Annotated in this window: 20 protein-coding genes; 9 read left to right on the top strand and 11 right to left on the bottom strand. The window is 56.5% G+C overall.

The window, feature by feature from the left end; genetic code table 11:
• Positions 1 to 73 precede the first annotated feature (73 nt).
• From ACN082_RS05405 to ACN082_RS05370, 8 genes are all read right to left on the bottom strand, one after another.
• Positions 74 to 1,465 carry an MFS transporter gene (locus ACN082_RS05405; RefSeq protein ID WP_419099831.1) on the bottom strand — a complete coding sequence of 464 codons (1,392 nt, stop codon included), beginning with the start codon at positions 1,463 to 1,465 and terminating at the stop codon, positions 74 to 76.
• Between the two features lie 199 nt (positions 1,466 to 1,664).
• Positions 1,665 to 3,482 carry an acetyl/propionyl/methylcrotonyl-CoA carboxylase subunit alpha gene (locus ACN082_RS05400; protein WP_419099830.1) on the bottom strand — a complete coding sequence of 606 codons (1,818 nt, stop codon included), beginning with the start codon at positions 3,480 to 3,482 and terminating at the stop codon, positions 1,665 to 1,667.
• A 106-nt stretch (positions 3,483 to 3,588) separates the two neighbouring features.
• Positions 3,589 to 4,284 (bottom strand): Maf family protein, encoded by a 696-nt coding sequence (locus ACN082_RS05395; protein WP_419099829.1) that lies wholly within the window; start codon positions 4,282 to 4,284, stop codon positions 3,589 to 3,591.
• 170 nt (positions 4,285 to 4,454) lie between these two features.
• Entirely contained in the window at positions 4,455 to 5,978 is a 1,524-nt protein-coding gene (locus ACN082_RS05390) for an aldehyde dehydrogenase family protein (RefSeq protein ID WP_419099828.1), read from the bottom strand.
• Between the two features lie 196 nt (positions 5,979 to 6,174).
• Entirely contained in the window at positions 6,175 to 7,878 is a 1,704-nt protein-coding gene (locus ACN082_RS05385; protein WP_419099827.1) for a DUF885 domain-containing protein, read from the bottom strand.
• Between the two features lie 92 nt (positions 7,879 to 7,970).
• Positions 7,971 to 8,288 (bottom strand): acyl-CoA carboxylase subunit epsilon, encoded by a 318-nt coding sequence (locus ACN082_RS05380; protein ID WP_419099826.1) that lies wholly within the window; start codon positions 8,286 to 8,288, stop codon positions 7,971 to 7,973.
• A gap of 14 nt (positions 8,289 to 8,302) precedes the next feature.
• Positions 8,303 to 9,907, bottom strand: coding sequence for an acyl-CoA carboxylase subunit beta (locus tag ACN082_RS05375; protein WP_419099825.1), 1,605 nt, complete (start codon positions 9,905 to 9,907; stop codon positions 8,303 to 8,305).
• A gap of 223 nt (positions 9,908 to 10,130) precedes the next feature.
• Entirely contained in the window at positions 10,131 to 10,409 is a 279-nt protein-coding gene (locus ACN082_RS05370; RefSeq protein WP_419099824.1) for a YciI family protein, read from the bottom strand.
• 116 nt (positions 10,410 to 10,525) lie between these two features.
• Between ACN082_RS05370 and ACN082_RS05365 the strand changes: the two genes are divergently transcribed.
• From ACN082_RS05365 to gatB, 9 genes are all read left to right on the top strand, one after another.
• Positions 10,526 to 11,383 (top strand): biotin--[acetyl-CoA-carboxylase] ligase, encoded by an 858-nt coding sequence (locus tag ACN082_RS05365; RefSeq protein ID WP_419099823.1) that lies wholly within the window; start codon positions 10,526 to 10,528, stop codon positions 11,381 to 11,383.
• 99 nt (positions 11,384 to 11,482) lie between these two features.
• The gene (locus ACN082_RS05360; RefSeq protein WP_419099822.1) at positions 11,483 to 11,956 is read left to right on the top strand and encodes a PH domain-containing protein; all 474 of its coding nucleotides are present in this window, start codon (positions 11,483 to 11,485) and stop codon (positions 11,954 to 11,956) included.
• A gap of 280 nt (positions 11,957 to 12,236) precedes the next feature.
• Positions 12,237 to 13,364, top strand: coding sequence for an adenylate cyclase regulatory domain-containing protein (locus ACN082_RS05355; RefSeq protein WP_419099821.1), 1,128 nt, complete (start codon positions 12,237 to 12,239; stop codon positions 13,362 to 13,364).
• Positions 13,361 to 14,437, top strand: a complete 1,077-nt coding sequence (locus ACN082_RS05350; protein ID WP_419099820.1) for a PP2C family protein-serine/threonine phosphatase — start codon at positions 13,361 to 13,363, stop codon at positions 14,435 to 14,437. The genes ACN082_RS05355 and ACN082_RS05350 overlap by 4 nt, the downstream gene beginning before the upstream one ends.
• 184 nt (positions 14,438 to 14,621) lie before the next feature.
• Positions 14,622 to 16,760, top strand: a complete 2,139-nt coding sequence (gene ligA, locus ACN082_RS05345; protein WP_419099995.1) for an NAD-dependent DNA ligase LigA — start codon at positions 14,622 to 14,624, stop codon at positions 16,758 to 16,760.
• Positions 16,761 to 17,289: 529 nt separating this feature from the next.
• Positions 17,290 to 18,015: a transglycosylase family protein gene (locus tag ACN082_RS05340; RefSeq protein WP_419099819.1), complete on the top strand. Its 726-nt coding sequence runs from the start codon at positions 17,290 to 17,292 to the stop codon at positions 18,013 to 18,015.
• A 197-nt stretch (positions 18,016 to 18,212) separates the two neighbouring features.
• Positions 18,213 to 18,509 (top strand): Asp-tRNA(Asn)/Glu-tRNA(Gln) amidotransferase subunit GatC, encoded by a 297-nt coding sequence (gene gatC / locus ACN082_RS05335; RefSeq protein WP_419099818.1) that lies wholly within the window; start codon positions 18,213 to 18,215, stop codon positions 18,507 to 18,509.
• A gap of 9 nt (positions 18,510 to 18,518) precedes the next feature.
• Positions 18,519 to 20,108 carry an Asp-tRNA(Asn)/Glu-tRNA(Gln) amidotransferase subunit GatA gene (gene gatA / locus ACN082_RS05330; protein WP_419099817.1) on the top strand — a complete coding sequence of 530 codons (1,590 nt, stop codon included), beginning with the start codon at positions 18,519 to 18,521 and terminating at the stop codon, positions 20,106 to 20,108.
• A complete protein-coding gene (gene gatB / locus ACN082_RS05325; protein ID WP_419099816.1) occupies positions 20,109 to 21,608 on the top strand; it encodes an Asp-tRNA(Asn)/Glu-tRNA(Gln) amidotransferase subunit GatB in 1,500 nt (499 codons plus the stop codon).
• 405 nt (positions 21,609 to 22,013) lie between these two features.
• Here the strand turns inward: gatB and ACN082_RS05320 are convergent, their stop codons facing one another.
• Genes ACN082_RS05320 through ACN082_RS05310 form a run of 3 tightly spaced genes read right to left on the bottom strand, consistent with a single transcriptional unit; the run spans position 22,014 to position 26,165 of the window.
• Positions 22,014 to 22,955, bottom strand: coding sequence for a hypothetical protein (locus ACN082_RS05320; RefSeq protein WP_419099815.1), 942 nt, complete (start codon positions 22,953 to 22,955; stop codon positions 22,014 to 22,016).
• A 26-nt stretch (positions 22,956 to 22,981) separates the two neighbouring features.
• Positions 22,982 to 23,956 carry a hypothetical protein gene (locus ACN082_RS05315; protein ID WP_419099814.1) on the bottom strand — a complete coding sequence of 325 codons (975 nt, stop codon included), beginning with the start codon at positions 23,954 to 23,956 and terminating at the stop codon, positions 22,982 to 22,984.
• A gap of 40 nt (positions 23,957 to 23,996) precedes the next feature.
• The gene (locus ACN082_RS05310) at positions 23,997 to 26,165 is read right to left on the bottom strand and encodes a S9 family peptidase (protein WP_419099813.1); all 2,169 of its coding nucleotides are present in this window, start codon (positions 26,163 to 26,165) and stop codon (positions 23,997 to 23,999) included.
• Between the last annotated feature and the right edge of the window lie 417 nt (positions 26,166 to 26,582).

The following is a 26,582-nucleotide window of genomic DNA, read 5'->3' as shown; positions in this document are numbered from 1 at the left end:
TACCAAAAGCGCCGCCGGTCTTCCAGTGTGGGAAAGACCGGCGGCGCCCTATGATGCTGGATTTTTATAGAACCTACTGGGTTCGCTCCATGGTAGTTAGGTTAACGTCCCTGGTCTCATGGGTAATAGCCATAAAGATTAGGGTGAGCAAGCTTGCACCGGCCAGGTAAAGCCCCACTGCGCCAACGCCGCCGTGGGCGTTGAGCCAAACCGCTGCGTAGGGGGTTAGCGCCGCCCCCAGGATGGAGGCCACGTTGTAGCTGATACCGCTAGCGGTATAGCGAACGTTGGTGGGGAAAAGCTCGGGCAGGTAGGCCGACATGGAACCAAAGGTCAGGCCCATCAGGGTCATTCCGATGGCCATGAAGAGGATAATACGCCCAATGTTAGCGTTGGACCCGGTACCAACACTGGCAGGGTCCATCAGGAAGCCGAAAGACATACCGAAGATCATGATGAAAGCGGTAATCACCAGCTGGGAGGAGCGACGGCCATACTTATCTGCCAGCCAGCCCGATACAGGAACCATTGCGGCAAAGAAGAGAATGGTGATGATCTGGATAACCAGGAAGGTGCGATAGGCAATGCCCAGGCCGCCGTCTTCAATCTTGCCGATACCGAAGGAGAGGATCCAGGCAGTCATCAGGTAGAAGAGAACGTAGGTAGCCAGCATAATGAAAGTCCCCTGAATCATGGGCCACCTGGCAACACGGAAAGCTTCAGCCAGAGGGGTCTTAACCTTCTGTTCCTGCTCTAGTGCCTGCTTAAAGATCGGGGTTTCCTCCAGTTTGAAACGCACGTAGAGCCCAACCGCCACCATGATGATAGAAGCTATGAAGGGGATACGCCAGCCCCAGACCAGGAAGTCGTGGTTCAGACTGTCACCGGCCGCTAGGGAGGTGAAACCCATCGACAGGGTAAGAAGTAGCATGAAACCGTTAGCCAGAATAAAGCCAAACGGTGCCCCAAGCTGGGGCCACATAGCTGCGCGTGCACGCTTACCTTCTTGGGCGTACTCGGTGGCCAGCAGGGCCGCACCTGACCATTCACCGCCCAGGCCCAGGCCCTGGCAGAAGCGCAGGATAGTTAGCAGAGTAGGGGCCCACAGGCCAATCTGATAGTAGGTGGGGAGCAGACCGATCAGGAAGGTTGCGATACCCATGGTCAGTAGTGCGCCCACCAGGGTGGCCTTGCGGCCTACCTTGTCACCGAAGTGACCGAAGACGACAGAGCCAATTGGACGGGCAATAAAGGCGGCACCAAAAGTTGCCATAGAAGCTAGTAGCTTGGCGGTGTCATCGTTGCCGGTGAAGAAGAGTGCGGGGAAGACAGCTACAGCTGCGGTGGCATAGATGTAGAAGTCATAGAACTCAATGGTGGTACCAATCAGCGAGGCCAGAATGACGCGACTGCGGGGCACCGTGATATCTGCGGAGTCTCTACGAGGCCTAGTGGAGGTGGACATGGTTTTCTCTCGGGGTATATGGGTGTATGCCTACGGTTTTAATGTAAGACTCCGGTTCTCATTCTGAAACTTGTGTTTCATATTCTGAGAGCGCTATTCACTGGTGGCAAATAGACAGGGGCATACCCTACCTACCAGATAGCCCTTGGGCGGGTATCAGGCAGCGGGCATGCCCCGGCATAAACCTAGGGCAGGCTACCTATTTGATGGTTGCAACAAGGGCCCCAGCAGAAACGGTATCGCCTGCTTTGAGCTTGAGACCGCTTACCTTACCTGCCTTGTGTGCTGTAATAGGCTGTTCCATCTTCATGGCTTCAAGAACCACAATCAGATCACCCTCAGCGACCTTAGTGCCGTCCTTGACCGCCACCTTGACGATAGTGCCCTGCATGGGACTGGTCAGCTCATTGCTATTGGCCGGGCCGCTTGCGCCGCCACGAGCCGAACGGGACTTACGGGCCTTAGCCGCAGCGGCGGGCTTAGCACCGGTACCGGCTAAGGAGGGCATGGTAATTTCCATGCGCTTGCCGTTGACCTCAACGGTAATCTTCTGGCGCTCTTCCTCAGCCTCGGCCAGGGTAAGAGCACCATCGTAGGCGGGCAGATTATTCTTGAATTCGGTCTCAATCCAACGGGTATGCACAGCAAAGGTGCCGCCCTCACCGGGAGCAAAAGCGGGGTCATTAAGAACGGCAGCGTGAAAGTTGGCGACCGTGGGCATACCCTCAATCACCAGTTCACCCAGCGCACGGCGGGCGCGCGCAAGAGCCTGGTCACGGTCAGCACCGGTCACAATGAGCTTGGCAATCATAGAGTCGAAGTTGCCACTGACGGTATCGCCGGCAATGACCCCGGAATCCCAGCGCACGCCAGGCCCCTGGGGCACAACCAGCCTGTCAATAGTGCCGGGGGAGGGCATGAAGCTCCGGCCAGCGTCCTCACCGTTGATACGGAACTCGAAGGAGTGGCCCCGCACCTGGGGGTCAACCGGGCTAATTTCTTCGCCGCGCGCAATCCGGAACTGCTCACGTACCAGGTCAATACCGGTGACTTCCTCAGAAACCGGGTGCTCCACCTGCAGACGGGTGTTGACCTCCAAGAAGGAAATTGTACCGTCGGTACCCACCAAGAACTCGCAGGTACCCGCGCCCTGGTAGCCAGCCTCCCGCAAAATTGCCTTAGAAGCATCGTAGAGACGCTTGTTCTGATCATCGGTCAGGTAAGGAGCAGGTGCCTCTTCAACCAGCTTCTGGTTACGGCGCTGCAGTGAACAGTCGCGGGTGGAAACCACCACAACATTGCCGTGCGCATCGGCCAGGCACTGAGTTTCCACATGGCGCGGGGAATCCAAGAAACGCTCGATAAAGCATTCACCGCGCCCAAAGGCCGCAAGGGCTTCGCGCACTGCCGAGTCGTAGAGCTCACCAATGCCTTGGCGCTCGCGGGCGACCTTAATACCGCGTCCGCCACCACCAAAAGCTGCCTTAATAGCAACGGGCAGGCCGAACTCATCGGCAAAAGCCTCGACCTCAGCGGCGCTCTTGACCGGGTCCTTGGTTCCGGGAACCAGGGGTGCGCCGACCTTTTCCGCGATATGGCGGGCGGCTACCTTATCGCCCAGACGGTTAATAGATTCAGGGGAGGGCCCAATCCAGGTCAGCCCAGCGTCAATGACCTGCTGGGCGAACTGGGCGTTTTCTGAGAGGAAGCCGTAGCCGGGGTGTACCGCATCGGCACCGGAGCGGCGGGCAACCTCAAGGAGTTTGTCCATGACCAGGTAGGACTCGGTAGCGGTGTTACCGCCCAGGGCATAGGATTCATCGGCAAGCTGGACGTGCTGGGCCTGGCGGTCAGGGTCAGCGTAGACCGCTACGGTGGCGATTCCCTCGTCCTGAGCGGCGCGGATAACGCGCACAGCAATCTCACCACGGTTGGCAATGAGTACCTTACTGACGGGGCCGGTGTGGCGGCCTGCAACAGGGGTAAATTGCTGATCCTGGGTCTTGGTTTCAGTCACGTACAGCTCCTCGGTAGTTTTACCCCGCCTAGTGCAGCGCGCTGGCGGGTGAGGCGGTTTTTAGGCTCGCTTACGATGGCAAGCAGAAAAAGCCGCATCTTGAAATTTATCGCGATTTTTTCCAAATGTCGGTGATTGAAACGCCTAGACTGCCCAGCATTGTACGCAGGGCATGGATTGAGAGTCCTACGACGGTGTGATATTCGCCCTCAATCCCACGAATAAAGGCGGCGCCGAAGCCGTCGATGGTGAAGGAACCTGCCACCCAGATGGGTTCTCCGGTGGCTACATACCGTTCAGCTTCTGCCGGGCTGAGCGTGTCAAAGTGGACGGTTGCGGTGCGGAGCTCGCTGGCTTCGGGCAGTTTCTGCTGGGTGCCTGTGCGGTTGTCGATGAGCCAGTGCCCCGTATGCAATAGCCCGCTCCGCCCGCTCATTGCGGTGATACGTTGGAGGGCTTGCTCAGCGGTGCCGGGCTTGCCGTAGGCCTGCCCGTCAAGCTCGAAGACGGAATCGCACCCCAGAACCAGGGCGCCGGCGGTTTCGGGGAGCGCTGCAACGGCCTGAGCTTTTGCCTTGGCCAGTAACTGGGCTGTCTGGGCGGGAGTAATCTCCCCCAGCCCCCGCGCGTAAGCCTGGTTTTGTGCTTGCGCTAGGGCGGCGTCCTCATCGACGTCACTGACCATGACCGTGAAGTTTAGGCCGGCGTCTTCAAGGAGTTTTTTGCGAGCTGGGGAGGCTGAAGCCAGAATCAAGCGGGGCGAGTCTTGGCCGTTGTCATCGGTGCTGGTGGAGGTCTGCATATGACCAGTCTAGTGTCTTGTAGGAAAGAGACTTTGATAAGTGCATAAAACCCGCTATTTCTCTCCTAGCCCCGGTGAATAAGCTCGGAGTGAGGAGAGAAAGGGCGGGGTTATTCTTGCTCGGCTCTGGCTCAGGGCCCGGAACACCCAGAGCCTAGAACACCCAGGGCCTAGAAGAGGCCTGTCGGCTCAGGGCTGTAGGAGACCAGCAGGTTTTTGGTCTGCTGGTAGTGTTCAAGCATCATCAGATGGTTCTCCCGGCCAATACCGGATTTCTTGTACCCGCCAAAGGCTGCGTGCGCCGGGTAGTTGTGATAGTTATTGACCCAGACTCGACCGGCCTGGATCGCACGCCCAGCACGGTAGGCGGTGAACTGATCTCGGCTCCAAACCCCTGCGCCCAGACCGTAGTCGGTGTCATTGGCGATGCGAATAGCATCATCAAAATCGGTGAAACTGGTGGTTGCCAGCACAGGACCAAAAATTTCCTCACGGAAAATCCTCATATCGTTATTTCCAGCAAAGACGGTGGGCTGAATATACCAGCCCCCGGCCAAATCGCCACTCAGTTCACAGGCCTGGCCACCGACGAGGACCTCCGCGCCTTCCTCTTTACCCAGCTGCAGGTAGCCGGTAATCTTATCCCACTGCTCCCGCGATGCCTGAGCACCCACCATAGTCTCGGTATCGAGGGGGTTGCCCTGCTTCATAGCTTTGACCCGCTCAATTCCAGCTTCCACAAAGCTATCGTAAATGGGCTTCTGAATTAGGGCACGGGAAGGGCAGGTGCAAACCTCACCCTGGTTAAGGCCGAAGGAGGCAAACCCCTCCAGGGCCTTGCTGTAGAAAGAGTCCTCTTGGCTAGCCACATCGGCAAAGAAGATGTTAGGTGACTTACCACCCAGCTCAAGGGTGACCGGAATGATGTTCTCAGAGGCGGCTTTCATGATGATGGAGCCGGTGGTGGTTTCGCCGGTGAAGGCTATTTTGCGGATTCTCTTGTGCCCAGAAAGCGCAGCGCCGGCTTCAGCCCCAAAACCATTAACAATGTTGAGCACACCGGCCGGTAATACATCCTTCCAAAGGTCCGCGAGAAAGAGGATGGAGGCAGGTGTCTGCTCGGCCGGCTTGAGTACGATAGTGTTACCCGTTGCCAGGGCCGGGGCGATCTTCCAAATAGCCATAAGGATGGGGAAGTTCCAGGGGATAATTTGCCCTACGACTCCCAGGGGCTCATGAAAATGGTAGGCAACGGTGTCCTCGTCCAGCTGGGAGATACGGCCTTCCTGCGTTCGGATTGCCGAGGCGAAGTAGCGTAGCTGGTCGATGGCCAGGGGGATATCCGCGGCAAGGGTTTCGCGGACTGGTTTGCCGTTCTCCCAGGTCTCGGCTACAGCTATTTTCTCTAGATTATCCTCCATGATGCTCGCCAGCTTGAGCAGGAGGGTGGCTCGCTCTGTAGGTGAGCTCTTGCCCCAGGTCATAAAGGCTTTCTCGGCAGCATCGACGGCTTTATCAATATCCGCAGCGCTTCCTCGGGCAACCTCGGTGAAGGGTTTGCCGGTGACCGGTGAGTAGTCCTCAAAGTAGTCTCCTCCGGTTGGAGCTACCCACTGGCCCCCAATGAAGTGATCGTAGCGGGACTTAAAAGTAAGAAGTGAATCCTTGGATCCAGGTGCGGCATAGACAGTCATGGCTCTCCTTTGAGCTGGGTGAGGATTTACCCCCACGATGGGTAAGGTAAATCACAGTCTAGTACCGCAATGACTATAAAAGAAGAGGTCAAGGCCTCTCAACCAGGTCTAAAGCGCTGGCTGGCCACCGGCCTAACCGGTGGAGGCCTTGCCACATGCCCCGCACCGGTAAGAGTGCGGGGCATATGAGCTGTATTTAGGCTGCTAGTGCTCGGCGCAGGGTGTCAAGCCCTACTGAGCCCAGAAGGAGGGCGCGGGTATGGAAGTCTCGGTCAGAGATACCGGCAGCTCGTGCCTGCTCCCGGAGCTGGAGCCAGACACGCTCACCTACCTTGTAGGAGGGGGCCTGGCCCGGCCAGCCCAGGTAGCGCAGGAACTCAAAGCGGCGCTGGCCCTCAGAGGTATCCAGGTTAGCTTCCAGGAAGGCGTAGCCGCGCTCCGCATCCCAGACACCCGGTTCAAGACCGAGTTCAGCTACCCAACGCTCAGGGATCTCAAACTGGCAGTGCAAACCAATGTCAAAGACCACCCGTGCCGCGCGCATGCGTTGGGCATCGAGCATACCCATCCGGTCACCGGAATCAGAAAGATAGCCCAGCTCATCCATCAGGCGCTCAGCGTAGAGAGCCCAGCCTTCGCCGTGACCGGAGACCCAGCAGGCACTGGCACGCCACTTGTTGAGGGCATCGGCCATAGCGGTTGCGTAAGCAATCTGTAGGTGGTGCCCGGGGACTCCCTCGTGGTAGACCGTCGAGGTCTCACGCCAGGTACCGAAGGTGTCCTCGCCCGCAGGAACAGACCACCACATACGCCCTGCCCGCTCAAAATCAGCGGACGGTCCGGTGTAGTAGATACCGCCCTCCTGAGTGGGGGCAATCATGCACTCAAGCTTGCGCAGGGGACCTTCAATGGTGAAGTGCTCACGGCTCAGGTAGTCGACTGCGGCGTCGGATAGTTTCTGCATCCAGGCCTGCAGAGCATCGGTTCCCTTGAGAGTTCGATCGGGGTCCGCGTCAAGAAGTGCTTTGGCTTCTTCGATACTGGCCCCGGGTTTGATCTGCTCGGCAACCTGCTTCTGTGCCTCGATAATCCGGTCGAGTTCTTCCACACCCCAGGCGTAGGTTTCCTCAAGGTCCAGGGCGGTTCCCACAAATTTGCGGGAGTACAGGGCATAGCGGTCACGGCCCACGGCATCCTGTTCAGGGGCTTCGGGGCGCAGAGTTTCTTTCAAATAGGTCAGGAACTTACCGTAACCGGCCTTGGCCGATTCTGCCCCGGATCGGGCCTGCTCAGCGTGTTCGGGGCAAGCATCCACGACTTCCTGAGCCAACGAATCAAAGAAACCGCCCTCAGAGACGTAAGCGCCCACCTGCTCGATAATGGTATCGACCTGGCGAACAGCAGAGACCTTACCTGCCTGACGAGCCTGTTCTAGGGTTTCTGTAAAACCAGAAATAGCGGCAGCAACATTGTGCAGACGCCCTGCGATGTGCCCCCAGTCCTCGGGAGTGGAGCGGTTCATCAAGTCAAAGGTAGCGCGAATTATTTGAACGGGGCAGGCGATGTTGTTGAGCTCCCAGCTGTCGAGGCCAGCTTCGTGCAGTTCAATCTCAAGGCCCAGGCGCTCGCGCATAGCATCGAGAGTGACAAGATCAATATCATCTGCTGGTTGGGCGCTATCAAGTGCGGCAAGGGTAGCCCGAACAGTAGCCACATATTCTTCGATACCCGCAGGGGAGTAGTCTGCGTACTCGGTTTCCCGGCCCTTATAGCCCTCCATGGTGGCAAAGGCAGGATCAAGTTCTAGGAGTTTCTCAAAGTGAGCGTTGGCGATCCGGTCAATCTGGGTTTCCGGGCGTTCGGTGCGGAAAATTTCAGGAAGTTCAGGGTGCATAGTCATACCTACCATTGTAGGCAGTATGACCTAGCTTTTATGGGAGCGGTCACAGGTAAAGGTTAGGTAACTTAGCTAGCTACCCTCACCACATGATGCTACTGGGGCCGCGCCCGTCTCCAAGACCCCGGCCCCGGTCGAAGCTTCACACCTAGCCGTTGGGTCTTATTCAGACGGCGTTGCCACAGCTCCAGCGCGGTTTCTTTGTGCGCATTAGCCTGCTGCTGAGCTGCGACAATCACGCTGGCAAGGGCTGCTAGTTCCTCCTCGGTTGGGTTGCCCTTAACCACAGAAAAAAGAGCGGGAGGCTCTTCGAGAGCACCCGGTGTATCGTGCTCTACTTTGGCAGGGGTAGAACGGGGTGCAGGCTGTTTCTTGCCGAAGCCCAGAAGAGAGAGCGGGTTAGCGGTTGCCATATCTACCTAAACCTTTACAGGGGAATGTTGCCGTGCTTCTTGGCGGGGGTTGCTGCCCGCTTATCGTGCAGAGCACGCAAGGCGCCTACAAGACGGACGCGGGTTTCGGAGGGCGCGATTACCTCGTCAATAAAGCCGAGCTCAGCCGCCTGGTAGGGGTTAAGCAGTTCTTCCTCGTACTTCTGAATCAGCTCAGCCCGTTTAGCCTCAATGTCGCCACCTTCTTGGGCAAGAGCAGCCAGCTCACGGCGGTAGAGAATATTAACGGCACCCTGGGCACCCATGACACCAATCTGGGCAGTGGGCCAGGCCAGGTTAATATCAGCGCCCAGCTTCTTGGAACCCATCACAATGTAGGCACCACCGTAGGCCTTGCGGGTAATGACGGTAACCAGCGGAACCGTCGCCTCAGCGTAAGCGTAGAGTAGCTTAGCGCCGCGGCGGATGATTCCGTTGAACTCCTGGTCGGTACCGGGTAGGAAGCCGGGAACGTCAACAAAAGTGAGAATCGGGATGTTGAAAGCATCGCAGTTACGCACAAAGCGAGCGGCCTTCTCCGAAGCATTGATATCGAGGGTTCCCGCAAACTGCATGGGCTGGTTAGCCACAATGCCCACGGTCTTACCCTCAAGGCGGGCATAGCCAATCATCACGTTGGGCGCATAAAGCGCCTGTAATTCAAAGAAGTGGCCGTCATCAACGACCGACTCAATCACAGCCCGCATATCGTAGGGCTGGTTGGCGGAATCGGGAATCAGCAAATCCAGGTCAAGGTCATCGACCGTAACCTGCGGCTCCTGGTCATGATCCAGCGGGAAAGGCTCGCTGAGATTATTAGAGGGCAGAAACTCTACCAGCTCACGCACAAAGTCAAAGGCGTCCTCTTCATCCTCAGCCAGGTAAGTGGAGGTACCGGTGACAGCATTGTGCTGGCGGGCACCACCCAGAGTCTCCATATCAACTTCTTCACCGGTCACAGTCTTAATTACATCGGGGCCGGTAATAAACATGTGGCTGGTCTTATCTACCATGACAATGTAATCAGTTAGAGCGGGGGAGTAAGCCGCACCGCCAGCGCAGGGACCCATGATGACCGAAATCTGGGGGATAACCCCCGAGGCCCGAACATTCATGCGGAAGATATCGGCAAACATAGCCAGCGAAGCCACGCCCTCCTGAATACGGGCGCCGCCACCGTCATTAATGCCGATAATGGGGCAACCATTCTTCAGCGCAAACTTCTGAACCTTAACAATCTTCTCGCCGTTGACCTGCGACAGTGAACCACCGTAGACAGTGAAGTCCTGAGAATAAACAGCAACCAGTCGCCCGTCAATAGTGCCATAGCCAGAAACCAAACCGTCACCGAGTGGCTTCTTCTTCTCCATACCGAAAGCGGTGGTGCGGTGCTTGGCTAGAGCATCAAACTCAACGAAAGAACCCTCATCCAGGAGCATCTCAATGCGCTCGCGAGCGGTCTGCTTGCCTCGCTCATGCTGGCGGTCGATAGGGCCTTGACCGGTAGGGGCTAGGGTCTGCTCGCGGCGGGCGTAGAAGTCCGCAATCTTACCGGCTGTGGTGGTCAGATCGGGGGCTTCGGAAGTGGAGTTCTCGCTCATGCTGGGCCTTCTCACGCGGGGGTTGGTAGGGCGGATGGGGACTGACCGGCGGTGGGGTCCTTCCTAACAACTATAGACTGCGCCGCTTGTGCCACCCAATTATTCTTGTGATTTTGAGGTCATTTTTTCTAAATAAGAGACGGGGCTAGAGCATCTGGCTATGTCATGAGACGTAGCTCTGCCCTAACCCCTCCCTGGAGATACTCAGTATTTACTGTGTTTACTAACCGAGCTTGCCGATGACAGGGTTCCATTCGCGGACAGTGTGGCCGGTAACGGCGCCGCCGGAGTGCATGGGGTCAGCCGCAACAAGCTGGTCGAGCTCTTGGCGGTTCTGTACTTCAAAGATCAGCAGAGCGCCGGCGGGATCATCGACCAAGGGGCCTGAGACGTAGAGCTTGCCCTGCTCGTGGAGCTGGGCAAGGTATTGACGGTGGGCGGGGCGGTGCTCAGCCTGAACTTCGGCGGGACCGTAAGAGTACTGGACTGCATAAACTGCCAAGGGAATAGCCTTTCATAGGGTGCATGGTGTAGCCAGTATCTCACCCCTCTTACGGCGGAAGCTACAAAAGCCGTAAAATGACGGGCAGAAGATACCCCAAGCTAGAAGGGCCCATCATGCACGCCAAACTCAGCGCAACTGAGCTTAACCTGACCGGGTACGACCGGGTTGAGGTGCTGACCAGGGTCGGGTCTACCAACGAATACGCCCGCAAGATTCTGGTAGGCGATGCGCTGACTCGGCGTAGCTACGGTGAACTTTCACTGGTGAGTACCTCAGACCAGAATGCAGGTAAGGGGCGTCTGGATAGGGTGTGGGTCGCTCCGCCCGGTGCAACCCTTGCAACGAGTTTTATGGTGCGCCCTCATGCCAACCCTGCCAATAAGGTAGCGCCTGATCAGTATCACTGGTTTACTTCGCTGGTGGCCTTGGCGGCTTGTGATGCCCTGGAGCAACTGTGTGGGCTAAGCCCCTCCATCAAGTGGCCCAATGACGTTTTGCTGGGAAACCGTAAGGTCTGCGGGGTTCTTGCTCAACTGGTCATAGAGCCAGAAGGGAACATCTCGGTAGTGGTGGGTATTGGTATGAACCTGAACGTCAACCAGGAACAGCTGCCGGTGCCCACTGCCACTAGCACTCTTGTTGCAACCGGACAGGAGGTCAATCTTAACCGCGCTCTCAACATCTTGGCCCAGCGGTTTGAACAGCACTATCGTGACTTTGCGGCGGCAGGCTTTGATGCTGGGATTGACAGGGGAGCAGGAACTCTGATTCAGAGACTCAAAGACGCCATGAGTACCCTGGGTTCCAGACTGACCATTCACCTTCCGGGGGAGGAGATTTTCCGAGGGGTCGGTGTAGACCTGACCGACCAAGGTCAACTGGTTGTTCGCTCAGCTACCGGTCAGGAACGCAGCTTCACTGTAGGTGATGTGGTGCATGTTCGACCCGAAGGATACGGTGCTGGAGCGTAAAGGGAGGCCTGTTCCCAATCATTTATACCTATATATACAGGGCTCTTTTCAGGGTGGGTTGAGGTATGTTTTCAGCTTTCCCCGATACACTCAAAGGCGATGAAACTACGCGGACCACTCAACCCAGATGAATACACGCTGACCGCTACGCGCGCTCACGGGATCGTGCTTGTGCGCCCTCTGTGCTATGTGCTGGTAGCCATGGCACTGTGGAGTTTTTCCTCGGCGCTAGGCTCGGCGCAGGCCTGGATCTCATACCCGGCCCTTATGGTGTCTTTGGTGCTGGCTGTGCTTGCCGTCAGGTACCTCGCAGCCTGGATTTTGACCAGTTACCTGCTGACCAGTGATCGGCTGGTCATTCGCCGGGGCTTATCTGCCAAGAAAGACATTTGCGTCCCCCTGTATGAAATTGAGAGGGTGAGCGTGGGGTACAAAGCTTTGATGGGGGTTGTGGCGGCGGCTCCTTTGACCGTGTATGGGCGTGGCATCAGCCATGTTTTGCGGGCTGTTCCTGATCCCGAGAGATTTAGTGCCCGTATCCGCACTGCTCAAGAAGAGTATCTAGAGCGCTAGCACCTTTGGGCGTTTAAGGGGTATCCCTTTTGACCAAGCGAGGCAGGGGTTGCCTTGGGTTTTTGCCTAAAAAGTCCTGTGATGAGCCCACATATGGCTGTATGGTTTTTGAAAAAGTGACCGGGGGCATAGAATATGCAGGTAAATGAAACTCTACCCCTGCCGGTCGTAGCCCAAGTCACACCGATTTGGGTATTCTTGAAGAAGGCCCCTTGGGGTCCAGCTAGTAATAATGGCGAGGCACCGAGCTCAGGCCAGAGAGAAGAGAAGGAATACTCCAGTGGAGAAGTCAGCACCCGGTAGCGAAAGAGCCGAGGAAACCGGCAGTGCAAGCAGCCGGAGCAGGCGCCCCCATAATCGCGTCCAGAGTCTGCTCTACCGCAGTGACGAAGCCCGCCGGGGAGTGCTAGAGCTTGAGCGTGCTCTCTTGGGTGATAACCTGACCATGAAACGCCGGGAGGTGGCTGAAGAAGCCGGTGTTTCCCTGCTGACCGCCCGTAAAATTTGGCGGTCTTTGGGGCTCCCTAACCACAAGGATGATGACGAGCACTTCACGCACGCCGACAGCAAGGCGCTTAAGACGGTGAACTCTCTAGTGCAAGAAGGTCAGCTCTCCGAAGAGGCCGCTCTTTCCATTACCCGCTCGGTCGGGCAAATGATGGACCGCATGGTTGTCTGGCAGGTAGAGGCCCTGGTTGAAGACATGGTAATCCACGGGGGTCTGACCGATACACAAGCCCGGGGGGAACTGCTGAACCTGCTCCCGCGTCTGATTGAAGACCTCGAGGATATTACGGTCTATGGCTACCGTCGCATGCTTAACTCTGCGATTTTGCGCCTTGCTTTGCGCAACGAGGAAGACGGCGCACCACTGGCCGATAGTGATTTGCCCTTGGCGCGCGGTGTTGGCTTTGTTGACCTTGTTTCGTATACCTCTCTCTCTCGTGAGATGAACGAGCGCAAACTGGCTTCTCTGGTGAAGAACTTTGAGCAGCGATGCGCCGAAGTTATTGCTGTGGGGGGCGGGCGTATCATCAAAACCGTGGGCGATGAGGTCATGTACCTGGTAGAGTCCCCTGAAGACGGTGCTCGTATCGCCTTGGCGCTCTCAAAGCTCATTAGCGAAGACCCCCTGCTCCCCGAAGCTCGAGTGTCCTTTGTGTGGGGGCGGGTTCTGCCCCGTCTGGGCGATATCTACGGCCCCACTGTTAACCTGGCTTCTCGCCTGGTAGCTTTGACTGAGCCCGGAATTGTGCTCACCGATGCTTCAACCGCTGAGGCGCTTGAAGACGATAAACGATTTGTGCTGATCCCGCAGGGCGTACGTAACGTGCGCGGGTTCGGTAATGTTAGGCCCGTGGCAATAACCCCGGGCATAGGCAACGAACTGGAGATCGATTTCGAATGACCCCGGCCCCACAACTCACCGTATATGCGGGCAAGTCAACTGACGTAGGCCAGTACCGCGATAATAATGAAGACTCCGTGGTCGTTGCTGGCACTCTCTGCGTGGTAGCTGATGGAATGGGAGGGCACGAGAAAGGCGAGGTTGCTTCGCGCTTATGCACTCGTACTCTGGCCTATTCTCCAATCTTTAGTTTGCCCGGTGGCATGACCCCTGAAGAAGAAAAAGCCTTTGACTCCGAGGTCGCGAGCGAGGCTCTTTCTGGGGATGCAGGTAGCCGCCTGCTCCGCCGACGTCGTAAAGAAACTTCAGCGCTTAATCGTCAGATTCTCAAGACTCTAGACAAGATTAAAGGGATCATCGGGGAAGCCGATGAAGCCATTAAAGGTGCCCTGGACCTACGAGCAGGTACCACCGTGACCGGTGCCTGGCTCACCCATATAGGGGACCAGCAGATGTGGTTTATCTTCAATGTGGGTGACTCTCGCACCTACCGGCTGGTGCGCAGTGAAGACGTAGAAACCGAGGACGCTCTTTCTATCTCGAACGGCCCTGTCGACGGTTTGGAGCTTGAGCAGATTACTGTGGATCACTCCGAGGTTCAGTACCTGGTCGATACAGGCCAGATTACTGCTCTTGAGGCGCTGACACACCCCCGGCGCAACGTCATTACTCGTGCGCTGGGTACCGGTAACTACTGGGAACCTGATTTCTGGGTAATTCCTGCCCGCGAGGGGGATCGCCTGATGATGTGCTCCGATGGGCTTTCCGGCGAGCTGTCCCATAACTATATGGCGCGTGTCTTAGCTACCGTTGAGCACCCCCAAGATGCGGCGGATGTGCTTCAGATGGCGGCTCTGCGTGCTGGCGGGCGTGACAACATCACGGTTGTGGTAGCCGATGCGATTACAACTGAGGATGCCCAAGCTCGTGCCGATGAGCTCAAGGAGCTAACTGAGAGCGCCGCCCAGCAGATTGTGACCGGTATTGACGGTTATGACTACCACCATACAACCACGACCGAAGAAGAGCAGTTCCACTCTGAGAAAGACCTGCACCGTGAAATAAACGGCTAATGACAGAGCCCCACCTGCAGATGCAGGTGGGGCTTTTGCGTGGGGTTTGTTCCATATCTACGCCCGGTTTTCTTGGTCAAGCCCTCCTATAGGGCACAATGGAAGCGTGAGTGAAAATAAAGACTTAGCCTCTGTCGAAGAAACTGCCCTCGAGCTTCAAGCAAGCGGCGGTGAGCGCCAGCAGATTCCCACAGATATTCGTGAGCAGTATGACCAGCTTGTGGACCGGGTGCGTCAGGCGCGTCAAAGCTACTATGTGAACGATGCTCCTACCATCTCCGATGCTGCCTACGATACCCTCTACCGGGACCTTGAGAAGCTGGAAGCCCAGTATCCTGAGCTGGTAGCTAACGACTCACCGACCCAAGAGGTGGGAGGCGAAGCTTCAGCCGCCTTCGCCCCGGTAACCCACCTGGCCCGTATGTACTCTCTGGAAGATGTTTTCTCACTAGAAGAGTTGGGCGCTTGGTTGGACCGCGCTGAGGCTAATGCTCAGCAGATGACCGGGAAGACCCCGGCTTGGCTGACCGAGCTGAAAATTGATGGTCTGGCTGTTAACCTGCTCTACCGTCGGGGCAAGCTGGTTCGTGCCGCTACTCGCGGCGACGGTACCACGGGCGAAGACGTCACCCACAACGTACTGACTATCGCTTCTATCCCCACCCAATTAGCGGGGGAGGGCCACCCCGAAGAGCTGGAGATTCGCGGTGAGGTCTTTATTTCCTCGGCTGACTTCCGTTCATTGAATGAGCAGATGATTGCCCAGGGCAAGGCGCCGTTTGCTAATCCCCGCAATGCGGCGGCTGGTTCGCTACGTCAAAAAGATGCGGCCTTGACCGCCGAGCGCCCCCTGAGCATGTTTGTGCACGGTATTGGCTCGCGCACCGGGCTTGATATCAGCACCCAGTACGAGACCTACGACCAGCTCAAAGCCTGGGGTCTGCCGGTGAGCCCCTACTCCCAGTTGCTGACTGGCAGGGCCGAGATTCTCGATTTCATTGCCCAGTACGGCGATCAGCGCCACTCTCTGGTGCACGAGATTGATGGCATCGTCATTAAGGTCAATGATTTTTTTACCCAGGAGCGCCTGGGCTATACCTCACGGGTGCCTCGCTGGGCCGTTGCCTATAAGTATCCACCGGAGGAAGTCAACACCAAGCTACTTGATATTCGGGTCAACGTTGGGCGCACCGGGCGCGTCACTCCTTACGGTGTAATGGAGCCGGTAAAGGTTGCAGGCTCTACCGTTGAGATGGCTACCCTGCATAACCAGGATGTGGTGAAAGCTAAGGGGGTTCTGGTTGGCGATACCGTTGTGCTGCGCAAGGCTGGGGACGTCATCCCCGAAATCGTAGGCCCCGTTGTTGCGCTACGTGACGGTAGTGAGCGGGAGTTCGTGATGCCCACAGACTGCCCCTCATGTGGTCAGCCTCTTGCCCCGGCTAAGGACGGGGACGTCGATATTCGCTGTCTCAACGCTCGTTCATGCCCGGCTCAGCTAACCGAGCGCGTTAACCACCTGGCCGGGCGCGGTGCTTTTGATATTGAAGCCCTGGGGTACGAGGCCGCTCGAGCTTTGACCAGTCCTGCCGCTCCTGCCCAGGCACCACTGGTATCTGAAGCCTTCCTTTTTGACCTCACCGCCGAAGACTTAGCTGATGTTCGGATTGAGCGAGAGAAGAAGGTCAGGGGTGTTGCTACCGGTGCTACCGAACTTGTGCCTTATTTCTACACCCGTGGCACCGCCAAAAAGCCGAGCGCTCCCACTCGCAATACTGAAAAGCTCTTCGAGCAGCTTGAAAAGGCCAAGAGTCAGCCCTTGTGGAGGGTATTGGTTGCACTCTCTATCCGCCATGTTGGGCCCACTGCGGCTCGTGCCCTGGCCACAGAGTTCGGTTCAATGGATGCTATCAGGGCGGCCAGTGAAGAAGAACTGGCGCATGTAGATGGGGTAGGGGCAATTATTGCTCGTTCCCTCATGGAATGGTTTGGTGAGGACTGGCATCTGGAGATCCTTGAGCGTTGGGCTGCTGCTGGGGTCCGCATGGAGGACGAACGAGACACCGCAATTGAGAGGACGCTGGAGGGCCTGACTATAGTGGTCACCGGTACTCTAGAGGGCTTTACCCGCGATAGCGCAAAGGAAGCGATTATCATTCGTGGTGGCAAGGCATCTGGATCGATTTCTAAGAAGACAAGTTACCTGGTGGCAGGGGCTTCAGCTGGCTCTAAGCTGGATAAGGCTGAACAGCTTGGTGTCCCTGTGTTGGACGAGGCTGGGTTCCGTGCGCTTCTGGCGGGTGCAAGCGAACCTTCCCACTAGAGGGTAATTACGGAAAGGTCACAGGGTTTTTGGATCTTGTGACCTTTTTGTGACCTAGAACCACCTGCCAGGCTAGGGGTTGAAATTTTTTTTGAGAAATTAAAAGAACCTTCTAACCTGTCTAAAAAATGCTTGTCCCGCTCTTAGCCTCCCAGATACAAAACCTATATATCCCCAAAAATCAGGGATTTTTTAAGGTGTGAAGGGTGATACAAGCCTGTCTTTAAGTGTGTGTATCGCACCCTCCAGAGGCGATGGGGGTCGCGCCCTTTGACTGTGTTGTGTCTCAAATTGGGGTTGGCAAAGCTGAAATCGTTACGTTATCGTTATCTACGAATCAATAAACGATCGTCCGAATGGGCGGTCAATAGTTCACGGTGGAAGCCGTGAACGCATGCTGGGCTGTACCGCACACCTGATGCCGTCTACAGGGTATAGCCTCAACTGATCCCACTACGATTACGGGTAGACGGCAATGCGAAGACGTCCAGGGATGGAAAGAGCATAAGGTGGCCTCACGGAGCATTACATGTCTTCCAATATTCGTCGTTCAGCAGCAGTACTGGCAATCGGTGGCGCAGCAGCCGCATCTCTGGCAGCTACCCCCGCAGCAAACGCTGCCCCCCTCGAAGCTTGGGAAGCTCTGGCTCAGTGTGAGTCAGGCGGTAACTGGTCAATCAATACCGGTAACGGCTTCTACGGTGGTCTGCAGTTCACCCCTTCATCCTGGGCAGCAGCAGGTGGCTCCGGTAGCCCCCAGTTTGCTTCAAAGGCAGAGCAGATTCGTGTAGCTGAAAACCTCCTGCAGATGCAGGGCTGGGGCGCCTGGCCTGCATGTTCATCTCGCTTGAACCTCTACGCCTACGGCACCGGTAGCGCACCCGCAGCCGTTGCTGAGACTCCTGCAGTGGCAGCACAGTCAACCACCGTAACCGAAGTTGTTGCTCCTGTTGTTGAGGCAGCTCCCGTTGTTGAGGCAGCTCCCGTTGTTGAAGCAGCACCTGTCGTTGAAGCTGCACCTGTTGTTGAGGCAGCTCCCGTTGTTGAGGCAGCACCTGTCGTTGAAGCAGCTCCCGTTGTTGAGGCAGCACCCGCAGGTCAGACCTACACCGTTGTTGCCGGTGACACCCTTTCCGCTATCGCCTACGCTCACGGCTTCAACGGCTGGGACGAGCTGGTAGCAGCTAACTCCGACCTCATCAAGGACGCAAACGTCATTGAAATCGGTTGGGTACTGAACATCCCCGCTAAGTAAGACCTCAACTCTTAGCTTCAAGCGGTTATAAAACCTGTAGCTGTGGCCTACACCTTAGGGTGTAGGCCACAGCTTTTTCTGCGCTCTCCATGGTCGTGGGTTTCTTAGCTCCTGGGTAAGGGCGGGAAAATCGTGTTAAGCAGGCAAGCGGGCTAAGATAGACCATGAAAACCTCTATCTAAAATGTGGAAGTGATTATGTCTGTAATTACGAGTGAGCAGGTAGCGCACCTAGCTACCCTGGCTCATATCGAGATGACTGACGAGGAACTAGCTGCCATGGCCGCTGAACTCGACATCATCGTTGAATCCGTTAAATCTGTTTCTGATGCTGTCTCTGACGATATCCCGGCAACCAGCCACCCGATTCCGCTCAAGAACGTCTTCCGCGAAGACCTTGTAGGGGAGACCCTGAGCGCTGATGAAGCTCTCTCCGGCGCCCCCGACGCTGAGGACGGCAAGTTCAAGGTGCCCGCTATTTTGGACGAAGATTAAGGAGCAGGCATGACTGACATTATTAAACTGTCCGCAGCCGAAATTGCTGAAAAGCTTGCCGCTGGTGAGCTGACCTCAGTTGAGGTGACCCAGGCCTACCTGGACCATATCCTTGCTACCGATGGTCAGGCGCTTGACCCCGATAACCGGGCCGCTGGCAAGAGCGGCCTGAACGCTTTCTTGCACCTGAACTCTGAGGAAGCTTTGGCTGTTGCTCGGAGCGTTGACCAAGACCGTGCCGCTGGTAAGGAACTGCCTGCCCTGGCCGGTGTCCCTATCGCCGTGAAGGATCTGATCGTCACCAAGGGTCAGCCCACCACTGCCGCCTCCCGCATGCTTGAGGGCTGGATAAGCCCTTACGACGGTACCGTCACCCAGAAGCTCCGCCAAGCGCGCATGCCTATTCTGGGTAAGACCAATCTCGATGAATTTGCGATGGGTTCCACCACCGAGCACTCCGCCTTTGGCGTAACCCGCAACCCCTGGGCACTGGATCGCATTCCCGGCGGCTCAGGCGGCGGCTCAGCCGTTGCCGTTGCGGCTTTCCAGGCTCCTTTGGCCCTGGGGACCGACACAGGTGGTTCAATCCGTCAGCCTGCGGCTCTTACCGGCTCCGTCGGTGTCAAGCCCACCTACGGCTCAGTCTCCCGCTACGGTGTCATTGCTATGGCCTCATCTCTGGATCAGGTAGGCCCCTGTGCTCGCACCGTCCTTGATACCGCGCTACTGCACGAGGTCATCGGTGGGCATGACCCCAAGGACTCCACTTCGTTGCCCGTTCAGGTCCCTGCTTACGCTCAGGCAGCCCGTGAAGGTGCCGCTGAGGGTGGCATCAAGGGTCTGCGCGTAGGCGTCATCAAGGAACTGACCGGCGAGGGCTTCCAAGCCGGTGTCATGGCTCGCTTCAATGAGTCACTGGAACTTCTCAAAGAAGCCGGAGCCGAAATCGTTGAGGTGTCCCTGCCCTCCGTCAAGGAAGCAATCGGTGCCTACTACCTGATTATGGCTTCGGAGGTTTCTTCAAACCTGGCTAAGTATGACGGCGTTCGTTTTGGCCTGCGTAAGCTGCCCGAAGAAGGCAACATTACCATCGAGCGCGTCATGGCTGCTTCTCGTGCAGCAGGCTTTGGTGCCGAGGCTAAGCGCCGCATCATTCTGGGTACCTACGCACTCTCTGCCGGCTACTACGATGCCTACTATGGCTCAGCCCAGAAAGTTCGCACCCTGATTCAGCGCGATTACGCTAAGGCTTTTGAGCTTGCAGATGTACTGATCAGCCCCACCGCTCCCACCACCGCCTACAAGCTGGGCGAGAAGACCAAGGGCGACCCCATGGCTATGTACAAGGGCGATATCGCTACCGTGCCCACCAACCTAGCCGGTGTTCCTTCGCTGTCTCTGCCTGCCGGTCTAGCAGATGAAGACGGCCTGCCCGTGGGTATCCAGTTCACCGCTCCTGCCCATGAGGACGCCCGTCTCTACCGCGCAGGTGCAGGCCTGGAAGCCCTGCTTGTCGCTCAATGGGGTGGCTACCTGCACGAGCAGCTACCCGATACTGAAACCCTAATCCGTGACTTCGACTTCGAGGGAGCTAAGTAAATGTCTGACGAAATCCTGTCGTTTGAAGAAGCCATGGAGAAGTACGACCCCGTACTTGGCTTTGAGGTGCACGTAGAGCTCAACACCAAAACCAAGATGTTTGACGCGGCCCCCAACGAGTTCGGTGACACCCCCAACACCAACATCACCCCTGTTTCGCTGGGGTTGCCCGGTGTTCTTCCGGTGGTCAATGGCAAGGCTGTTGAATCCGCGATTAAGCTGGGTCTGGCTCTGGGCTGCGAAATCGCTCCTATCTCACATTTCGCGCGGAAGAACTACTTCTACCCCGATACCCCCAAGAACTTCCAGACCTCCCAATACGATGAGCCCATCGCCGCCAACGGGTCACTGGATGTCGAGCTGGAAGATGGCACCGTCTTTACCATTGAGATTGAACGTGCCCACATGGAAGAGGACGCCGGTAAGCTGACCCACAAGGGTGGTAGCGCTGGCCGTATCCAGGGCGCTGACTTCTCACTGGTGGATTACAACCGTGCCGGTGTTCCGCTCATTGAGATTGTGACCCGCCCCATTGTGGGTGCCGGTGAGCGTGCGCCCGAGCTGGCCCGCGCCTACGTTGCGGCAATCCGTGAAATCGTCAAAAACCTGGGTATCTCCGATGCCAAGATGGAACGCGGTAACGTGCGCTGTGATGCCAACGTCTCGCTCATGCCTAAGGGCACCACCGAGTTCGGTACCCGCTCAGAAACCAAGAACGTGAACTCACTGCGTTCCGTTGAGCGTGCTGTCCGCTACGAGATTCAGCGCCACGCGGCTGTTCTTGAGGCAGGGGAGAAGGTCGTTCAGGAGACCCGTCACTGGCACGAGGACACCCGCGAAACCACATCGGGTCGCCCCAAGTCCGATGCTGACGATTACCGCTACTTCCCGGAGCCCGATCTGGTTCCCGTTGTTACCGACAGTGAATGGATTGAGCGCCTGCGTGCAGAGCTACCCGAGCCTCCTGCCGAGCGCCGTCGCCGTCTGAAGGCTGACTGGGGTTTCTCGGACGAGGAGTTCCGCGACGTAGTAAACGCCGGTGCTATGGACGCTATCGAGGAAACCGTAGCTGCTGGTGCTCCCGCCTCCGTTGCTCGTAAGTGGTGGATGGGCGAAATCGCTCGTATCGCCAAGGAAGGTGAAGTTGAACTGACGGAAACCGGTGTGACTGCCCAGACCGTTGTCGAGCTAAATAAGCTGGTTGAAGCTCAGAAGATCAACGACAAGATTGCCCGCCAGGTACTTGGCTTTGTCATTGACGGTGAAGGCCAACCCGCTGAAATCGTCGAGAAGCGCGGCCTTGCTGTTGTCTCTGACGATGGGGCGCTGACCGCCGCTATCGACGATGCTCTGGCAGCTATGCCCGATGTTGCCGATAAGATTCGGGCCGGCAAGATTCAGGCTGTTGGCGCTATCGTTGGCCAGGTCATGAAAGCAACCCGGGGGCAGGCAGATGCCGGACGTGTGCGCGAGCTGATTTTAGAAAAACTGGCCGTATAAAAGCCTCTACGAGGGGCCTCAATAGCAAACAGCCCACCTGCTAGCAGGTGGGCTGTTTGACTCGCACCATTTATACCCTAGGGGCATCATCTTGACCTTTCGGGCCAAGAGCTGGGCTTGAAAAACAAGCCCTAGAGATTCAGGAGCTATATCGCACCAAAACTACCTGAATCAGTGACCGGGTGGGTTCCGCCGTTAGGAGAGCCAGATCTCTGGGGGGAGAGATCCTACTGGCCAGCATGCCTGCAGATATGAGGTGAGCACCTGCGGTTTGTCAGGCTGGTTAGAGCCCTCCTGGCTGGCTGAGTAACCCCTCAAGAGGGCCTCAGCCGTTTTACCTCAACCGGTGCTTTGATTCTATAAGTGCCCATGTCGTTCTTATGTAGCACCGGGAAAAGGCAGCTGCTAGCGCCACCGAACCACCAGATAGTCGTCGCTGAGTAGGGGGATAAAACAGGACGAGTAGTCCTCCACTGTTTCATGGATTAAAGTTGTGTCTGCTTTGGACCCGCGACCCTCCAGTAGAATTTCGATGTCTTTTTTCTGCCCTCCCGTCTCAACCCGGATCCCGGTGGAATGAACGCGCGTCGCTAAGGGGAAGTGGATTTTTCGGAAGCCCTCGGAATCGGCAGGAGCCTGGATAAGGACAGAAAACCTGAGCATAAAGGTTTGCAGGGGTGGTATGTACTGCATGGGAGTAAAAACCCACTCCGGGCCACCCTCTAGCCTGCTGAGTAAGAAGTTGCTCTCTCGGACGGTGACTGTGCTAGTAGCTGAAAGCGGTAGCAGTAAGGCCGAGCAACCGGTCTCTAGGCTCAGGAGCTTGGCGTTGATATGAGCCATGACATGGTCCTCCCCATCCTGATCTGAGGGGGCTAAATCAACTCTGGTGAAGGAACTGACGATAGATGCCTGGGGGACCACTCTGAGCATTCCGAGCATCTCATCCGTTTCGATCCCAGTGGTCAGTACTTCATGGAGGTTAGCGCTGGCGGAGGGGCTGAAACTGAAGGTTTCGGTGAAAAGATTGAGGGTGTCAAGACTGATATGCTCCCCGCGAATAGCGCGGCTGACCCGGTCTTTATAGCGGTTGCTGGAGCAGTCTTGACCATAATAGTGTTTGCAATGGGCGGCGATGGCCCTGGATATGGCCCTGACTGAGAGAGTCTGGGAGGGCGGATCGCCATCTGAAGCGGTGTGCTTAGACCAGATAGCGCGGTTGCTTGCAGAGAGTAGTTCCTGGCGCAGAATCGCGCTGGCTAGTTTGACCGACTGGTCACGAAAGGAATGGGGCGCCGGTAGCTGGGCACCCTCGTCCAGGGAAGGAAAATCAGGATTATGATTCATGACTAGAGTGACTTTCTCTCAAAGCCTTAAGAATCTGAGTGGGAGTGCTCCCACTGGTAGGCAACAATGGTGTCCTGAATAATGGGTAGGGACAGGGAATGATAGGACTGGTCGGGCAGGCTAGAAGAATCAATCAATTCGGATTCATCGATGGTGGGTCCCCAGATTTTTTTGACCATGTTCTTCAGGGGCGCCTGTCCATCAATCACTAAGGTGAAATTGTAACGGGCCTTTTCAAAAGGCCCCAGGGTGATGCAATTTTGGTTATCTATGAGCTGATCTTCAGAGGGGTCGATATCGATTCGATACCGTACCTGGTGGATCTGTTCCTTGCGGATGGGGCTAGGAGGCTGGATAACCAATTCCCACAGGGTGTTATCCTCCCCGTGGGGTTTGATCTTCTCCGGCGCCTGGGTCACCTGTAGCTGACCCCCCTCCAGCAGATTAAAATCAGCCTGAGGGGCCTCAAAGCGGGGTAGGATACGGGTGACATGATCCCTGTCAGCTTGGATCACTTCTGTAATGTCGATGCTGGTTAAAAGGCCCTCCCTATCCGTATGGCAGATCATGATAGTGGACAAAGAAGTATAGTCTGAACGTGCTCTTTCTAGGGCATCTGGTGGCTCTTCCTCATCTGCCGAGGTAGTGGATATAGCCCTGCGAGAGAAGGTATCTGCCGAAAGGGCTTGGCGTAGCTCCTGGCGCTCTGAGAGAGTGAAACCAAAAGCGGACGCAAAGAGCTGAAGCGTTGAATCGGAGGGTAGATAGCCCGTGAGTGCGCGTGATACGCGGTCCTTAAGCGATTCTACTGATACCTCTGTGCCAGTCTCGTCAGAGAGATGATAGGCGATGAAGGTGGCTACAGCTCTTTGGTTGACCAAAGAGCCCCTTTGCCTCTGAGCATAGGGCATCCACTGAGCCCGGTAAGCAGGTTTACTGAGAATGGAGAGTAAGACCTCCTGAGTGATGCTCAGAGGGACCTTTGAAATATTGTTTGTCATAGTCGTAACTTATGCAAGGGGCCGTCCGGCCTGTGTCCGCTCAGTCTTGAGCACCTAACTTTTGTAGTAAGAAGGCATAGTCCCAGGCGATTTCTTTCCAGGCGGTATAGCGCCCCGAACCGCCACCGTGACCGCCCTCCATCTCAATCTTCAGGAGAGGCGTGGGGGAGTCCTGTGCAATGGTGTGCCTAAGAGCGGCAACCCACTTGGCTGGCTCCACATAGAAAACTCGGGTGTCATTGAGCGAGGTGACCGCTGCAATGGCGGGGTAGCGAACCGGGCGGATATTTTCGTAGGGGCTGTAGGACTTCATGTACTCATAGACCTCACGGTCGGTTATGGGGTTGCCCCACTCCTCCCACTCCAGGGACGATAGCGGCAGGTTAGGATCAAGAATGGTGGTCAGAGCATCCACAAAGGGTACCTGTGCAAGACAAGCGGCGTACTTCTCGGGAGCCATGTTCACCACCGCACCCATCAGTAGACCACCGGCAGAACCGCCCATAATTCCGATGCGGGAGGCATCAACCCAGGGCTGCTGTGCCAAAAAGTCGGTAGCAGCAATGAAATCGGTAAAGGTGTTCTTCTTAGCCAGTTTCTTGCCCTCGGTGTACCAGGCGCGGCCCAGCTCCCCGCCACCTCGAACATGGGCAACAACGAAAACGACGTTTCGGTCCAGCACGCTCAGGCGGGCCGTTGAGAAATAGGGGTCCATGGAGGACTCGTAGGAGCCGTAGCCGTACTGAATCACAGGGTGTCCCTGACTCCGATCCAGGTCAGCGCGGTGCATGACAGACAGAGGAATCATAGCCCCGTCCTCAGCCGGTGCCCACATGCGGTAGGCCGTGTACTGCTCTGGCAGGTAGCCAAGGACCGGGGTCTGCCGGCGCAAAATGAGCTCATCGCTGTCCGGGAAATAATCGTAGACGCTATTGGGGGTTAGATAGGAAGTGTAGTTCAGCCGTATCACCGGGGACATGATATTGACCCCCGAAAAGGCCGAGGTATAAAGCTCATCGGTAAAACCGCCCGGCTCATAGAGCTCTATTCCCTGAGCATGCGGGTTTGCAATTTGCTCTGCTAGAGCACTCCGAGGGGCAATAAAGACCTTGACCGTGGTGTTCTCACGTGCCATAACCACCCAGTGGTTACGGGAGAACTTGAAGCTCTCAATCCTGACCTGGGAACTGTGCGGCATCAGAGGAATCCAGCCCGCCCGGAAGTCCTCAAAAGCAAGATACCGGTCATGCAGGGGAGCAAGAACAACCTCACCGTTAGGAGCCTGGTAATTGTGCCCCAGTAGCAGGTAGCCGGTTCCGTTGACATCGATAATGTCGGTGGTGTGCTCAAGCCCAGCATCCCGGTGCAGGATGAGGGTGGGCTCAAGCTGGCCCAGCTCGTGAATGTTAATAATGCGAGTCTCTGAGTATTCAGAATTTGAGGACGTAATCACAAGGTGGGTGCGGGATGAGGACATGTTCGCGCTTAGCCACATACCGGGGTCGTCCTCGCGGTAGAGCACAATGTCCTGCTCCGGGCTGGTGCCCAGCGCATGAGCGCGAATCTCATAGGGCCGCCAGGACTCATCAGCCACTGAGTAGATCAGGTGGCTTGCGCCGGAGGCAAAGAAAGCACCGGCAAAGATGTTCTCCAAAGTTTCGGGGAGGAAGTCACCGGTCTCCAGATTCTTAAAGTACTGGGTGTAGCGTTCATCGCCGGAGTCATCAACACTGAAAGTCAAAAGGGTGCCGTCACGGGTGACCTGAAAAGAGCCCAGTGAGAAGAAAGCCATATCGCGGGCGAAGTCGTTACAGTCCAGGACGACCTGCTCCCCGTCAAGAGGCTGGCCGGGCTGAACGACCGGTGGCTCGTAGCGCTCCGCCAGGCTGCCCTCGGTCTGAGCGGGAACCCGGCACATAATCGGGTACTGCTGACCGGCGACGGTGCGATTGAAGTACCACCAGGCCCCCCTGCGCGAAGGCACCGACATGTCGGTTTGCTGGGTGCGGCCCTTGATTTCTTCAAAAATAGCGTCACGTAGGGGCTGTTGGTCGGCTGTCGCGGCCTCAGTGTAAGCGTTTTCTGCCTTCAGATAGTCCAGTACCTGCTGGCTTTCTTTATCGCGGAGCCACTCGTAGTGGTCGATAAAAGTATCACCGTGGTGGGTACGTTCAAGTGGGGTACGTTGGGCAAGAGGGGGCACGGGCATGCTCGGTCACCTTTCAGCCGGATCTGTGGGTGTGTGCTACAGGGCAGGTAGGGCTACCCGGTCAGGGTAGAAAATGCCTACCAACTTTCTAGTAATTTGGTGGAACCAAATATCCTGAGTGTACGCAGTCTATAGCTTTTTTGCGACCAATGAGACTCTTTTATCTAGTGGGACCAGAGATTTCTCAGTTACATAAGTTATATAGCGGTAGATACTAAAGAGTTTGAGCCAAGCCATATTACGGAATTTATGGGCAAGTTACCTTTACGCTGCGGTGGTGGGTGTTTTCATGGGTGTTTAGTAGCCCTTGTCGGTGGGAGCGTTCCAGTCGAGGGGTTCTTTGCGTTGGAGGACGTCGTTGCAGACGGTGTCGAAGGTGTACATTTCGCCGTATTGGAAGGCCATGTAGGTGATTTC

The organism is Rothia sp. CCM 9417, assembly GCF_048513575.1.
Lineage (GTDB): Bacteria > Actinomycetota > Actinomycetes > Actinomycetales > Micrococcaceae > Rothia.
This window is presented reverse-complemented; position numbering and strand designations above follow the sequence as displayed.

What these genes read in the sequence shown, in the direction of transcription:
- ACN082_RS05315 (WP_419099814.1), bottom strand. Translation starts at nt 23,956, where the DNA reads ATGACAAACAATATTTCAAAGGTCCCTCTGAGCATCACTCAGGAGGTC.
- gatB (WP_419099816.1), top strand. Translation starts at nt 20,109, where the DNA reads ATGTCTGACGAAATCCTGTCGTTTGAAGAAGCCATGGAGAAGTACGAC.
- ACN082_RS05375 (WP_419099825.1), bottom strand. Translation starts at nt 9,907, where the DNA reads ATGAGCGAGAACTCCACTTCCGAAGCCCCCGATCTGACCACCACAGCC.
- gatA (WP_419099817.1), top strand. Translation starts at nt 18,519, where the DNA reads ATGACTGACATTATTAAACTGTCCGCAGCCGAAATTGCTGAAAAGCTT.
- ACN082_RS05310 (WP_419099813.1), bottom strand. Translation starts at nt 26,165, where the DNA reads ATGCCCGTGCCCCCTCTTGCCCAACGTACCCCACTTGAACGTACCCAC.
- ACN082_RS05350 (WP_419099820.1), top strand. Translation starts at nt 13,361, where the DNA reads ATGACCCCGGCCCCACAACTCACCGTATATGCGGGCAAGTCAACTGAC.
- ACN082_RS05395 (WP_419099829.1), bottom strand. Translation starts at nt 4,284, where the DNA reads ATGCAGACCTCCACCAGCACCGATGACAACGGCCAAGACTCGCCCCGC.
- ACN082_RS05380 (WP_419099826.1), bottom strand. Translation starts at nt 8,288, where the DNA reads ATGGCAACCGCTAACCCGCTCTCTCTTCTGGGCTTCGGCAAGAAACAG.
- ACN082_RS05340 (WP_419099819.1), top strand. Translation starts at nt 17,290, where the DNA reads ATGTCTTCCAATATTCGTCGTTCAGCAGCAGTACTGGCAATCGGTGGC.
- ACN082_RS05365 (WP_419099823.1), top strand. Translation starts at nt 10,526, where the DNA reads ATGCACGCCAAACTCAGCGCAACTGAGCTTAACCTGACCGGGTACGAC.
- gatC (WP_419099818.1), top strand. Translation starts at nt 18,213, where the DNA reads ATGTCTGTAATTACGAGTGAGCAGGTAGCGCACCTAGCTACCCTGGCT.
- ACN082_RS05360 (WP_419099822.1), top strand. Translation starts at nt 11,483, where the DNA reads ATGAAACTACGCGGACCACTCAACCCAGATGAATACACGCTGACCGCT.
- ACN082_RS05320 (WP_419099815.1), bottom strand. Translation starts at nt 22,955, where the DNA reads ATGAATCATAATCCTGATTTTCCTTCCCTGGACGAGGGTGCCCAGCTA.
- ACN082_RS05405 (WP_419099831.1), bottom strand. Translation starts at nt 1,465, where the DNA reads ATGTCCACCTCCACTAGGCCTCGTAGAGACTCCGCAGATATCACGGTG.
- ACN082_RS05385 (WP_419099827.1), bottom strand. Translation starts at nt 7,878, where the DNA reads ATGACTATGCACCCTGAACTTCCTGAAATTTTCCGCACCGAACGCCCG.
- ACN082_RS05390 (WP_419099828.1), bottom strand. Translation starts at nt 5,978, where the DNA reads ATGACTGTCTATGCCGCACCTGGATCCAAGGATTCACTTCTTACTTTT.